Source organism: Gordonia hydrophobica NBRC 16057, from assembly GCF_001592365.1.
Classification (GTDB): Bacteria; Actinomycetota; Actinomycetes; order Mycobacteriales; family Mycobacteriaceae; genus Gordonia; species Gordonia hydrophobica.
The window spans coordinates 173,509-185,691 of the sequence record NZ_BCWU01000003.1; the positions used below are offsets into that span (position 1 = coordinate 173,509).

General features: G+C 66.9%; 13 protein-coding genes. 7 read left to right on the plus strand and 6 right to left on the minus strand.

Annotated elements, in window-relative coordinates:
• Positions 1–78: 78 nt before the first annotated feature.
• Positions 79–909: an acyl-[acyl-carrier-protein] thioesterase gene (locus GH2_RS06635; protein ID WP_066164809.1), complete on the plus strand. Its 831-nt coding sequence runs from the start codon at positions 79–81 to the stop codon at positions 907–909.
• Between the two features lie 15 nt (positions 910–924).
• On the opposite strand, the gene GH2_RS06640 is transcribed toward GH2_RS06635, so the two are convergent.
• Positions 925–1,461: a DUF3558 domain-containing protein gene (locus GH2_RS06640; protein WP_066164812.1), complete on the minus strand. Its 537-nt coding sequence runs from the start codon at positions 1,459–1,461 to the stop codon at positions 925–927.
• 5 nt (positions 1,462–1,466) lie between these two features.
• Entirely contained in the window at positions 1,467–2,348 is an 882-nt protein-coding gene (locus GH2_RS06645; RefSeq protein WP_174545328.1) for a DUF3558 family protein, read from the minus strand.
• 148 nt (positions 2,349–2,496) lie between these two features.
• Between GH2_RS06645 and GH2_RS06650 the strand changes: the two genes are divergently transcribed.
• A complete protein-coding gene (locus tag GH2_RS06650; RefSeq protein WP_157086026.1) occupies positions 2,497–3,012 on the plus strand; it encodes a DUF4333 domain-containing protein in 516 nt (171 codons plus the stop codon).
• A 98-nt stretch (positions 3,013–3,110) separates the two neighbouring features.
• Positions 3,111–3,563 (plus strand): flavodoxin domain-containing protein, encoded by a 453-nt coding sequence (locus GH2_RS06655; RefSeq protein ID WP_066164822.1) that lies wholly within the window; start codon positions 3,111–3,113, stop codon positions 3,561–3,563.
• A gap of 75 nt (positions 3,564–3,638) precedes the next feature.
• On the opposite strand, the gene GH2_RS06660 is transcribed toward GH2_RS06655, so the two are convergent.
• Both GH2_RS06660 and GH2_RS06665 read right to left on the minus strand, forming a co-directional pair.
• A complete protein-coding gene (locus GH2_RS06660; RefSeq protein ID WP_169802425.1) occupies positions 3,639–4,505 on the minus strand; it encodes a DMT family transporter in 867 nt (288 codons plus the stop codon).
• 56 nt (positions 4,506–4,561) lie between these two features.
• A complete protein-coding gene (locus tag GH2_RS06665) occupies positions 4,562–5,077 on the minus strand; it encodes an OsmC family protein (protein ID WP_169802428.1) in 516 nt (171 codons plus the stop codon).
• A gap of 148 nt (positions 5,078–5,225) precedes the next feature.
• On the opposite strand from GH2_RS06665, the gene GH2_RS06670 reads away from it, so the two are divergent.
• Genes GH2_RS06670 through GH2_RS06680 form a run of 3 tightly spaced genes read left to right on the plus strand, consistent with a single transcriptional unit; the run spans position 5,226 to position 6,535 of the window.
• On the plus strand, positions 5,226–5,507 hold the full coding sequence (locus GH2_RS06670) for a hypothetical protein (RefSeq protein ID WP_239588412.1): 282 nt from the start codon (positions 5,226–5,228) through the stop codon (positions 5,505–5,507).
• Positions 5,504–6,001, plus strand: a complete 498-nt coding sequence (locus GH2_RS06675) for a SixA phosphatase family protein (protein ID WP_066164832.1) — start codon at positions 5,504–5,506, stop codon at positions 5,999–6,001. The genes GH2_RS06670 and GH2_RS06675 overlap by 4 nt, the downstream gene beginning before the upstream one ends.
• Before the next feature lie 30 nt (positions 6,002–6,031).
• On the plus strand, positions 6,032–6,535 hold the full coding sequence (locus tag GH2_RS06680; RefSeq protein WP_066164835.1) for a nucleoside deaminase: 504 nt from the start codon (positions 6,032–6,034) through the stop codon (positions 6,533–6,535).
• A 13-nt stretch (positions 6,536–6,548) separates the two neighbouring features.
• On the opposite strand, the gene GH2_RS06685 is transcribed toward GH2_RS06680, so the two are convergent.
• Positions 6,549–7,649: a DNA polymerase IV gene (locus GH2_RS06685; RefSeq protein WP_066165472.1), complete on the minus strand. Its 1,101-nt coding sequence runs from the start codon at positions 7,647–7,649 to the stop codon at positions 6,549–6,551.
• A gap of 77 nt (positions 7,650–7,726) precedes the next feature.
• Positions 7,727–10,126 carry a hypothetical protein gene (locus GH2_RS06690; RefSeq protein WP_066164838.1) on the minus strand — a complete coding sequence of 800 codons (2,400 nt, stop codon included), beginning with the start codon at positions 10,124–10,126 and terminating at the stop codon, positions 7,727–7,729.
• Between the two features lie 224 nt (positions 10,127–10,350).
• Here GH2_RS06690 and GH2_RS06695 point away from each other — a divergent pair, with 224 nt between their 5' ends.
• On the plus strand, positions 10,351–11,340 hold the full coding sequence (locus GH2_RS06695; RefSeq protein ID WP_066164841.1) for an alpha/beta hydrolase: 990 nt from the start codon (positions 10,351–10,353) through the stop codon (positions 11,338–11,340).
• The last annotated feature ends 843 nt before the right edge of the window (positions 11,341–12,183 follow it).

Sequence of the window (12,183 nt, forward strand, 5' to 3'; positions counted from 1 at the left end):
CAAGAGTACCGTATCGGACGTCACAGTCTCCGGACGCGGAGCCCACCCGTCACGACCGATCGAGGAGCTCACATCCCCATGACAGCACCCCAGGCGTACCAGCCGCTCGGCGACCGGAAGGTCGGTGCCAAGTTCTTCACGGCCGACTATCGAGTACGGACCGGCGACATCGACCAGGACATGCGCGTCCGGCTCGACGGCCTGGCCCGGTACCTGCAGGACGTCGCGAACGACAACATCACCGTGCTGCCCTTCGCGCGGACCGACCCCTTCTGGATCATCCGCCGCACGGTGATCGACGTACTCGAACCCATCACGTGGCCGTCGGACTTCAGCGTGGAGCGCTGGTGCGGTTCGCTCTCGACGCGCTGGACCAACATGCGGGTGCGCATCAATGCGACCAGCGAGACCAACGAGTTCAATCCGGAGCCCCGACCGAACGGCCTCGTCGAGACCGAGGCGTTCTGGATCAACATGAACGCGGGCGGCATGCCGTCCCGGATCAGCGATCTGGCCATGGAGACGTTGATGCCGATGACCGACGAACACCGGCTGCGGTGGAAGGCGATGAACCCCGGCACGGCGCCCGCACCGGAGGACCTCGACCTGCCCGACCGCGAGCACGTCCTGCGCATCACCGATTTCGATCCGTTCAAACACCTGAACAACGCCGCCTACTTCGCTGCCGTCGAAGACGAACTGGTCGACCACACCGATCTCCTCGACGGTCCCCACCGCGCGATCATCGAGTACCTGCGCCCCATCGAACCCGGGACCCACGTCACGGTGCGCCGTCAACGCCTCGACGACGTCCTGCTGGTCTGGATGATGACGCCCGACGAGGCGGGTGAACTGCAGGTGGCCGCGTCGGTGTCGGTGGGGCGGATTCCCGACGGCACTCCGAGCTGAATCCGAGCCTGCGGCTCAGTTCGCGCCGGAGAGGATGAGCTCCATCAGCTTGATCGGGGCGGCGCAGGCGTCGCCCTGGGGAGCCGACGTCGGCTCCACCCACCAGGTGAAGATGCCGCCCGACTGCGACTTCGCGGTGACACCGCACACGCCCGGCCGCTGCGGATCGCGCTGCGTGAAGCCCGACTGACTGCGGACCTGGATGTTCTCCGTGGTGAACCCGAGCCGCTTCGCGGTCTCCTTCTCGAGGTTGTAATCGCCCCACTCGAACCAGTTGAACGTCACCTCGATCGAACCGGGCGAGACGGTCCAGCGACAGTTCGCGCCGAAGAAGTTCGAGCGCGCGGCAGTGCCGCCGACGGCCTGGGCGATGGTCCGCGCGGGAAGCACCTCGCACTCGGCGAGCAGCTTGTCGAACTGGCTGGTGTCCACATGTCCGGTGTCCGATCCGACCGACCGCCCCTCCCGGACGGCATGACCGTCGATGGTGCAGGAGACCAACGACAACGCCGCCACCACTCCGACGACCGCGCCCGCAGCGCGCCTGCGCATCGGTGTCACGACGGCGCCCCCTTCACGACTTTGTCGGTGATCCGTTTCGCCGAATCGCAGAGCGCATCGGTCGAGATCGAAGGGCCCGTCACCGCGCTGTACGGCGACGCGAGGGAGATCTCGATGAAGTCGGCGTCCCACGCGACGCCGATCTCGCAGATACCCGTCGAATGCGCCATGAAACCCGGCTGTCCGTCGACCGAGTAGTCCTGGGCGCGATCCCGCTGCAGTTGTTCGGTGCCGCGCTCGCGGCCGATCGGCGATCCTCGATACCAGTTGAACGACACCGAGCCGTTCCGATCAGCGCCCGCCCGCCACTCGCACGTCGACGTGTTGTCGATGACCAACGCCAGCCCGGGCATGTTGGCCATCGAGACCACATCGTCGGTGGTGAGGCCGCCACATCGCTCGAACGCGGGCCCGGTGCCGGCCTTCGGCGTCTCGGTCGCCGTCGTATCGACACCGTCCGATGAGGACGAGCACCCGCTCAGCGTCGTCGCGACGATCGCCGCCACAGCGACCAGCATCGCGCCCGACCGAAACTGATCGAGCTGGCGACGTTCCCGTTTGGTGGGCCGCCCGGCGCCGCGGTCGCGTCGCGGAATACTCGCGAGGATCTCCCGTGAGGGCGGTGGCGGACTGTGATCGAGATAGCAGGCCGCCGCGGCGGGCGCCGACACCCGCTTGCTGATGAGGGTGACGACCTCGACGATGCGCTCGCGCCCGCCGACGCGGACCGTGACACGATCACCGACCGCGAGCGCCGCCGAGGGTTTCGCGGTGACGCCGTTGAGCTGCACGTGGCCTGCGCGGCAGGCAGCGCCGGCGGCCGACCGCGTCTTGAGCAGACGAATCGACCAGATCCAACTGTCGATGCGGGTCGCCATCACTCCCCTTCCTCGCGCGCCGAATTGCCTCCACCCTAATCACTGACGGCGACAGCGCACCGCCGCGACGACGATCCCCCGAAGGATCGTCGATCATTCATCCGACATCCGTGTCGAAGGGGACTTCTCGTCCGATACGATCGTGAACATGATCACACGTCGCCTTGGCGCACTCCTCGTCCTCGGCCTCGCGGCCCCCACCATTGCTTCGTGCTCCTTCTCGATCGGAGGCAGCAGCGTCGACCTCGACAAGGTCAAGACAGCCATCACCGACGAGTTCAACGAGAAGCTGCAACCGCTCGGTCACAGCGTCGACGACGTCGTCTGCGACGACCCCGGCAAGAACGCCGACGACGGCGACACCTTCAAGTGCATCGCAACGGCCAGCGGCGCGACGTTCAACGTCGTCGCCACCGTCGCGAAGCCCGATGTGAAGTTCGAGTCCACCGAGGTGGCCTACGACATGGCCCACGTCGCTCGCCTGCTGACCACCGAGGTGAACAAGCAGGTCACCGGCGTGACGGTGAACTGCGGCGAGGGCCTCAAGGCCTACGCGCCGGGCACCACGTTCAACTGCGACGCGACCGATACCCGCGGCCAGTCCGGCACCGTCGTCTATTCGGTCACCAAGAACGGCAAGAACGACACCTGGAAACTGAATTGACCACTGGCGAAAGTCCCTGGTCCGGGATTCGACTGACAGATTTGGTTACGCTACCGTAATCGTCGTCGCTGACCGCATACCCCAGGAGATTCACCACTATGGCCGCTGTCATCCTCTACGGCACGGAAACCGGCACCGGCGAGCTCGTCGCCGACGCGATCGCAGACGTGCTTGCGGCTGACCACGACCCGTCGATCTACGACATGGCCGAGTACGCCGCCGAGGACCTCGACACCGACGACTTCCTGGTGGTCGTGTGCTCCACCTACGGCGAGGGTGAACTCCCGTCGAGCGCACTGCCGTTCGCGGACGAGCTCGACGAGGTCAAGCCCGATCTCACCGGGCTGCGCTTCGCGGTGTTCGGCATGGGCGACACCGTCTACGACGACACCTACAACCGCGGCGGAGAGATCATGGCGGCCAAGCTCACTGAGCTCGGTGCCGTGCAGGTCGGCGAGCACTTCCGCCACGACGCGTCGTCAGCCGTCAAGCCGGCGAAGGCCGCGCAGGAGTGGGCGCAGGCACTGCCCGCCCTCATCGCCGAGGGCTGAGGCCACCCGAGATCGCCGATCCCGGTCGCCGACATCGTCGGTGACCGGGATCTGTCGTCTGCGGCAGCAGTGGGCTCAGGACGGCGGCACCATCGGCACATGCTCCTCACGCAGCCGTCCCGGCGTGTTGTCCGGGCTCGCCGCCTCCTGGGCCAACCGGACCACCGCGGTGCCCGCAATCAGACCCACGACGATGAGCGAGACGGCCGACGGCGCGCCGACGTACACGTTCTCCCCGAGCAGTGCGATGCCGAGGACCATGGCGACGGCGGGCTCCATCACGTTCATGGCCGGGAACGACGTCTGGAGGTCGCCCGCCCCGAATCCGCGCTGCTGCGCGACGATCGCCAACACGACGACGATCACCAGCAGGTACAACTCCGCGTGCCGAAACACCGACAGCGGATCGTCGACGACGCGAAGGGCCACGGCTTTGATCAACAGTGCCGAGACACCGAACAGCGCCCCGGCCGCGAGACCGTAGCTCAGCGCCCGGAAGTGCGCGCTGCGACAGCACTCCGCGTTCCAGACCACGGCGATCAGGCCGACGATCAAGACGCTGACGGTCACGATCATGACCAGCATGTGCGGTCGACGGTCGGTGGAGACCGGTCGCGCCAAGATGAGGAACCCGACGACGCAGGCGACCAGGATCAGCCCCCACATCCATTCGCTGCCCCGGAGCCTGCGGCGGTCGATCCAGGCCTCCATCGGCAGGGCGAACAGGACGGCCAGCACCACCAACGGCTGAACCACCAGAATCGAGCCGAGACCGAGCGCCGACGCCTGTAGCAAGAAGCCGGCCAGTGCGATCGCCGCCCCCAGACTCCAGCCCGCGGTGATGGCGCCACTGGCCGCCGACGCCCGTTGCCGCAGGACTGTTCCGACGGCAATCAGGACGGCGGCGCCAATCGCCAGCAGTATCGGAGCCCAGGTATGCATCAGAGACAGATTAGTGGTTCCTCGGCTCCCTCCGCGTCGCTACCACCGGGAGCCGATCAACGAGTGACGTGCAACTCGGTGCTGACCGGCGTCGGATTGACGGTGAGGTCCTGAATCGGGCAGTGCTGCTCGACCACGTCGCGCAGTCGCCGGTAGTCGTCGTCGGACGCCGGCCCGGTGATGTCGACGAAGACACGCACGGCGGTGAAGCCGGGCCGCACGTCGGTGTCCAGGCCGAAGAATCCGCGGACGTCGAGGTCGCCCTCGGCGCGCAGCGTGAGGTCGTCGAATGCGATTCCGAGGCGCTCGGCCCAGAATCGGTAGGTCACCACCTGGCAGGAGAGCAGCGCGGTCAGGTAGTACTCGACCGGGTTCGGCGCGGTGTCGCCGCCGCCGAGACTCGCCGGCTCGTCGACGGAGACGCTGAACGAGCGGATGGCGATGTCGCTCGACACCCCTTCTCCGGCGACCGCGGATGCACCGAAGACCACCTGCGCATTGCTCGGCTTCGCCGCGACGGCGTCGGCGGTGGCCGAGGCGATGGCGTTGAGCGCGGTGTCCGTGTCGGGAATGGTGATGATGTCGGTTGTCGTCATGTCGTCGACCGTAGGATCCGGCCGCGGCGATGGACATGGTTACGGGCGCGGAGAATCTAACCATTCCCACCGCCCCATCGCGCGCCTGTCCGCTTTTGTCGGACCCGGGACTTACCGTGTGGGCATGACATATCGCAGGGACCTGGAGCGGATGACCACCTTGTCGTCGCGGGACATCGGCGACGCCTGCCGCGGCGACCGGCTCCCCGGCCTGATCAATCGGTGCATCGACGAGTTGCTCGAGCTCACCGAACTGGCCGACGAAGCACTGTCCGACGATCGGATCGAGGAGTACCTGATGTACACGCAGGAGGTCTCGGCTTGGCGGGAGACCGCCCAGCTCCTCCGGCTGATGGCGGCGGACGAGTCACTGCGCGGCGCACGGAATCGGCGAGGTGCAGCATGACGTCCGAGAGACCCGCTCGACTGCTGGTGCTGATGCGGCACGGCAAGTCCGCATACCCAGACGGCGTCTACGACCACGACCGCCCGCTCAACAAGCGCGGCATGACCCAGGCCGCGCTGGCCGGTGAGTGGATGGCGTCCGACGGGCTGTCGATCGACGCCGTCCTCTGTTCCACGTCGACGCGCACGCGCATGACTCTGGAGCAGACCGGCATCGACGCGCCGGTCCAGTACGTCAGCGAGCTGTACGGTGGCACGCCGTCGGAGATCTTCGAGACCGTGCGCGTGTACGCGCCGGAGGATGCGTCGACGGTGCTGGTGGTCGGACATTTCCCGGGGATGCCCGAGGCCGTTCTGGCCCTCGACCCGTCGGGCGAGATCGACCGGTTTCCCACCTCCGCCTACGCGGTGGTCGGCATCGGTGTGCCGTGGGATCGGCTGGGGCTCGACGTCGACCGCGATGCCCGCCTCACGGCGTTTCGGGTCCCCCGATAAGCGGCGGAGCCGCCGGGTAACGTCACGCACATGGTTGCCCCTGTCTCTGCACCCACGGAACCGGACCTGACCTTCCTGCGCCGCTGCGTCACGCTGGCGCGGGAAGCGCTCGACGCCGGAGACGAACCGTTCGGCTCACTCATCGTCGACGCGGCGGGCGACGTCCGCTTCGCCGACCGCAACCGGGTCAGCGGCGGCGACCACACGCGCCACCCCGAATTCGCGGTCGCCCGGTGGGCGGCCAAGAACTTGACCGAGCAGCAGCGCGCATCCTCGGTGGTGTACACCTCGGGCGAGCACTGCCCGATGTGTTCGGCTGCGCACGCATGGGTCGGTCTCGGCCGAATCGTGTACGCGGCCAGCGCCGCCCAACTCGCACAGTGGCGTGCGGAATGGGGACTGGCTCAGGGCCCGGTCGCCACCCTGGCGATCAATCAGGTGGCGCCCGATGTACCCGTGTCCGGACCCGCGCCCGAACTCGCCGACGAACTCCGCGAACTGCACGCACGCTCGGCGGGCGTCTGGACCGAGTGACCCCGGGACCGGGTCACGGATCGAGCAGTTCCAGCCGTACCGCCATCAGTCGGATGGGCCGGTCGATCTCGAACGCCTCCAGCAGCGCCGTGGCCACCGCGACGATGGGCTCGTAGTCGGTCGTCGGCGCAGGCATCTTCCGCATCTTGGTCCGGGTGTAGAACGTCGATGTGCGCACGGTGAGTCCGACCCGGAACGGCATCCGCCCCTCGGCGATCACCTGGTCCAGCACCTCGCGCGTCAGTCCGCGCACGGCGGCCTGCAGGTCGTCGCGGGCGGTGAGGTCGACGTCGAAGGTGTGCGCCTTGGAGTGCGATTTCGCCACCGGTGGAGCACTGTCGATCGCATCATCGCCGCCGCCGCGGCTGAGGACGTAGAGCCAGTTGCCCTGGTGTGGACCGAAGAGCGCGATCAGCTCGTCACGATCAGCGGCGACCAACTGGGCGACGGTATCGATGCCCACCGAGGCGAGTTTCGCAGCCGTCCGCGAACCGACGCTCCACAGGTCCCGACACGGCCGATGATCCATCAGCGTCGACCAGTTGGTCTCGTCGAGGACGAAGACGCGGGCCTCGTCGAGTGCCTGGGCATCCCGGATCGCCTGTTTGGCGAACCCGGTCGCAGCCTTGGCACGCTGTTTGTTGTCGGAGACGCCGACGCAGCACCGCAGCCCGGTCTCAGCCAGGACGGTCCGTCGGATCGTCTCGGCCACGACGACGATGTCGTCCAGGTCGCGAGCCTCCGTGTCGGCGCGGTCGTCGAAGCCGAGGTACGCCTCATCCCATCCCCACACCTCGACGGCGTCGCCGATCTCCCGGAGCACGTCCATGACGCGCGCCGACGCGGCCTCGTACGCGGCCATGTCGAGCGGCAGGAAGACGGCGTCGGGCGCTTTCTTTCCCGCCGCCCGCATCGGCATGCCTGCGCGCACGCCCAGGTCACGCGCCTCGTACGACGCGCACGTCACCACTTGTCGAGCACGATTCGCGTCGCCGTCGCCGCCGACGATCACGGCGTGCCCGACCAGCTCCTCGCGCCGCAACCGCTCCACCGAGACTTGAAACTGGTCCAGATCGACGTGCAGCAGCCAGCGGTACCGTGTCGGGACACCCATGTGGCGATCGTAGTGACCCGACGCGCGTCCCACCGCCGGTCGGACAGTCTCGGCGGTGGAACGCACACTCGATCAGGTCACCCGACCGGTTCCAGAGCCGGTTCCGATGCACTGTCGACCGGCGTCTCGCCGAGCCCGGTCACGTCTGCGTCCGAGTCATCCCCATCGACGTCGACTCCCGGTTCCTCGACGATGGGAACGTCCGAAGTCGGCTGCTCCTCCACAGTGGGCACATCAGGTGTGACGACCTCGATCGGTGCCGGTTCGCCAGGCTCATTGACCACCATCGATGGCAAATCCGGCACCGAGGTGCCGACGATCATCGGCGGTACATCGGCGGACGACGCCCCAGCGTCGGACACCGTGTCGTCGCTCTCAGGACGATCCGCCCCCGCGTCCGAGGCAATCGTCGCTGGTCCGCTCGACAGTTGTCCGATGAGCTCGCCCGCCGTTGTGAGGTCGTCGATGATGGTGACCGTCTTCAGGTAGTCGCTGACGGTGCCGACCGGGTCGAACGGATTGTCCAGGCTCAGCGTCCCGAGTCCGAACGGGTTGTCCCACTGGACCAGGCTGATCTTCGGGAGCAAACCGGTCTGGGCGTCGCCGGTGATCTGCCTGATCTGCGGTAGGCCGATGAGATTAGGCCGCAGGGCTCCGTTGATCTCCACGGCTGGAAAGAAGACGATCTCATGTCCCAGCCACTGGATAACCAATGGTTCACGGAGCCCGTAGTCACTGGTCAGCCAGTGCGCGGTCGTCGTCTTCTCGATCACCGGGTCGAAGAGCAAGGTTCCGTCGTCGGCGGTGGCCTGCACTGTCCGCTGTACGTGTCGTGCATCTGCAGTGCCTTCGGGGACTTCGTTGCCGTCGGCATCGACCCAGACCATCAGCGGCACCACGGCCCCGTCGACGACTTCAGTCGCCCCGACCATCCGCGGCGTCTGCTTCACCGTCATGACGGGGTTGCCGTCGTCGTCGAGTACTGGGTTGCCGTCCTCGTCGAGGACTGGCTCCTTGGCGAAGACGGTGTGCACGTCCTTCGTGTAGCGCACGAAATCCTTGGCGAACTTGATGCGTTGTTCCTCTGACACGAGGGCATTGAGCATGTCCGCCATGAAGGGACTGTCCATCAAGCCCGACGTGTCACCGCCGAGGACCGGGCCGAGCTGTTTCAGCAATGCGTCGTTACCGAAGAACAGCGACGTGACATCCGCCAGGCCGTACTGTTCCTGTCGATGACCGCCATCGGTGACCGGACGCAGATCCTTGTAATAGTCGAACGTCCCGAGGTAGTTGGTGCAGGTGCCGAGGCCTTCTGCGGTGGCCGTGGTGTTGAGGCCGAAGCAAGACACCTCCTTGAGGCCCGGCAGTTTTAGCCCTTCCACCAGGTCGAGCATGGCACCCGCATCCGCGCCGGCGTCGCCTGCCAGATCAGAGTCGAGCACTCCGGTCGCGCGCAACTTCGCGAAGTCGATCTCCTGACCGAACCAGGTGAAGGTGACGTCGTCGGTGTCGATGTTGACGGCCGAAGCGATCCCGAGATCTGCGAACGCCGTCGAGGTGCGCCCCTTATCTGCGGCAGCAAGCGCCAGCGCCAGCGCATGCCCGGTCTGCGCGAGTGCGTTGCCGCCGCGCATCGACAGTGCGACGTTGACGCCGTCGCCCGCGATGACCGACGTACCGATCGGCTTGGCGGGGCTCGGCAACTGCTGTGGGACGGTGTGGTCGTAGGTGTGGCCGGTCAAGAACTCGGCCATCTTGAGGGCTTCCGAACGCTTATCGTAGTTCTTGTCGCGGTCGCGCCACTCCCCGATACACCGTCCGAACGCCATGAATCCGGTGCAGTACCGTTCCATGACGACCGGAAGCGCGGCATCTTGTTGGATCGCGGCGTACGTGTCGTATTTGTCGAACGCTCCGGGGTCCACGCGGACGCCGACGACGGCGTCCGCCAGAGACTTGACCGTGTCGCTGCCCAACACTGCTCCGCCGAGAACCTCGAGCAGATTGCGTTCCCCCATCCGGTACTTGACGAACAACAGATTGATGTCGTCGCCGAGGTCCATGGTGATTCCCTCGGCGGCCTGCCCCACCTCGAGACTCTCGGGAAGCACCAGCGCAATGCCTGTACCGTTCGACGTGGTGCAGTCTGCGATCGCCAGCGGCGGGTTGTCCGGGTCGTACTCGGTGCTGCGGTCTGCGTCCGGACCTGTCGCGAGTGCTCCAGTTCGGCACATCTCGACGAACTGCTTAACGATCGGCTCGTCCAACATGTCCACGACGGCGGCGAGGTCCATCGACCCCAGGTCGACGCTCGACGCTGTCTGAGCCAACACCTGTCCCGCCGGAGCGAGCACAGTGCCGCTGCCGAGCGCGACCACCGCACCGACTGAGACGAGCCCCCGCTTCAATCGTTGGCGACGACCACCCTGGGCACGCGCCTGCGCGCGACGCTGCGCCCGATTCATCTGTTCCATCACGTCCTCTTCCCGTAGGAGGCAAGTCATCCACTCGCTCGCGCGAATCCTATCGGTTTCCGACATTCACGGCACGACATGTCGATCGATCGCCCCATACACTGCGACTCCGGATATTTCCGACACAACACACCGCCGGTCCCGACGTCTCGCGTCGCTATCTATTCCGCAACAACCGCCGTTTCGATTTCACTTCCGTCCCACCGGCCTCGTACGGTGGCCGCATGGGCGAACGAACACAAACGCGACCACGGCACTCGATACGACTCACGGTCGCCGGTTTACTCGCCGCAGTCCTCGCCCTCACTCTGACACCCGCACCGGCGGCCGACGCAGCGCCGCGAGTGCCCGCAGCCCAGACGCTGAGTCCCACGGTGTCGATGATCTCCGTGTACTCGCCGTCGATGAACCGCGTGATTCGCAGCCACGTCCTGCATCCCGCGGGGAGCCCCGCGGGCCTCCCGGTCTTCTACATGCTCCCCGGCGCAGGCGGCGCCGAGGACGGCATCTCGTGGTTCAACAACACGCGCGTCCGTCAGTTCTTCGCGAACAAGCGCGTCAACGTCGTGCTGCCGATCGGCGGTCGGTTCTCGATGATGACCGACTGGCAGCACACCGATCCGGCCCTCGGCCGCAACAAATGGCAGACCTTCTTCACCCGCGAACTCCCCGCCGCGGTGAACAAGCAGTTCCGGACCAGCGGCGTCAACGCGATCTCCGGCGTCTCGATGTCCGCAGGTCCGGCCCTCGATCTCGCGACGCAGGCGCCCCGCCTCTACCGTGCCGTCGCGTCGTACAGCGGCTGCCCCGGCACCACCGATCCGCTCGGCACCCTCGCCGCGACCGCCGTCACCGCCCGCGGCGGCGGCAACGTCGTCAACATGTGGGGCCCGCCCGGCAGCCCCGCCTGGTATCGACACGATCCGGTCGTCAACGCGAACAAACTGCGCGGCAAGGCCATCTACCTGTCCGCGGGATCCGGGATCGCCGGGCCCGTCGACGGCCGCCTCCTCCAGAACGGCAGCGGACTCGTCGGCGGCAACGTCATCGAAGCGGTGGCGCTGCAGTGCACCACCAACATGTCGAATCGCCTGAACGGTCTGCGGATCCCGCACCGCTTTGTGCACCGGCCCGACGGCGTCCACACGTGGGGCCTGTTCTACGCCGACCTCCGCAACTCCTGGCCGATGATCGCCCGCGCCATCGGCGCCTGACGCACCACTTAGCCGCGATTCGCACCATTTCTGGTTCCCGCACTCGGTCGCGACCGAGTGCGGGAGACGGAAGTGGTGCGCAGCAACGCCCTCGACTCGGGATTCACCGACGCCGACATCAAGAACGCAGTCCGGGGAGGCGAGCTCATCATCGCCTGTCGCGGCGAGTACGTGCCGACCGCGGATCTGCCGGAACCAGGTTGGCGGCGTGACCAGGAGATCTACCGTCGACGATCCCTCTCCGCGGCGGACATCGACGACGCCGTCCTCACCCACCAGTCCGCCGCTGCCGTCCACCGGCTCGCCCTGTTGAAACCCGACATCCAACGGGTCCACGTCGGCGTCACCCGCAGTTCGAGCGGAAAGCGCCGACCGACCCGACATGTCCACTGCGGCCTCGACGCCGACGACATCCTGATCATCGACGGCGTCCGCGTCACCAGTCTCGCTCGGACCGCCGTGGACGTTGCGATCGCCGCCGACCTGACGGGCGCCACCGCCTTCGCCTGCGCGCTGGCGGTCTTCGACTCCGCGCTACGAGCCGGCGCCACTAGCGACGAACTCCAGGAGATGCTCGAGCGACGTCGACAACCCGGCGTCGTACGGGCACGACAGGCGCTCCGTTTCGCCGACGGCGACTCGGCGAATCCCGGCGAATCGTGGAGCCGCGCCCAGATGATCCAAGGAGCGCTGCCGATTCCGCTCCTACAGCGGCTCGTCGAAGTGTTCGGTCAGGCCTACTACAGCGACTACGAGTGGGACCGCCGGGTGATCGGCGAGTTCGACGGCGAGGGCAAGGGCCCTGCACCGCGCCGGGCTCCTCTGACACCCCGCCGCGCACCA

Bases quoted from the DNA above. Each gene is read 5' to 3' on its own strand.
- GH2_RS06635 (WP_066164809.1), top strand. From the start codon at position 79: ATGACAGCACCCCAGGCGTACCAGCCGCTCGGCGACCGGAAGGTCGGT.
- GH2_RS06640 (WP_066164812.1), bottom strand. From the start codon at position 1,461: ATGCGCAGGCGCGCTGCGGGCGCGGTCGTCGGAGTGGTGGCGGCGTTG.
- GH2_RS06645 (WP_174545328.1), bottom strand. From the start codon at position 2,348: ATGGCGACCCGCATCGACAGTTGGATCTGGTCGATTCGTCTGCTCAAG.
- GH2_RS06650 (WP_157086026.1), top strand. From the start codon at position 2,497: ATGATCACACGTCGCCTTGGCGCACTCCTCGTCCTCGGCCTCGCGGCC.
- GH2_RS06655 (WP_066164822.1), top strand. From the start codon at position 3,111: ATGGCCGCTGTCATCCTCTACGGCACGGAAACCGGCACCGGCGAGCTC.
- GH2_RS06660 (WP_169802425.1), bottom strand. From the start codon at position 4,505: ATGCATACCTGGGCTCCGATACTGCTGGCGATTGGCGCCGCCGTCCTG.
- GH2_RS06670 (WP_239588412.1), top strand. From the start codon at position 5,226: ATGACATATCGCAGGGACCTGGAGCGGATGACCACCTTGTCGTCGCGG.
- GH2_RS06675 (WP_066164832.1), top strand. From the start codon at position 5,504: ATGACGTCCGAGAGACCCGCTCGACTGCTGGTGCTGATGCGGCACGGC.
- GH2_RS06680 (WP_066164835.1), top strand. From the start codon at position 6,032: ATGGTTGCCCCTGTCTCTGCACCCACGGAACCGGACCTGACCTTCCTG.
- GH2_RS06685 (WP_066165472.1), bottom strand. From the start codon at position 7,649: ATGGGTGTCCCGACACGGTACCGCTGGCTGCTGCACGTCGATCTGGAC.
- GH2_RS06690 (WP_066164838.1), bottom strand. From the start codon at position 10,126: ATGGAACAGATGAATCGGGCGCAGCGTCGCGCGCAGGCGCGTGCCCAG.
- GH2_RS06695 (WP_066164841.1), top strand. From the start codon at position 10,351: ATGGGCGAACGAACACAAACGCGACCACGGCACTCGATACGACTCACG.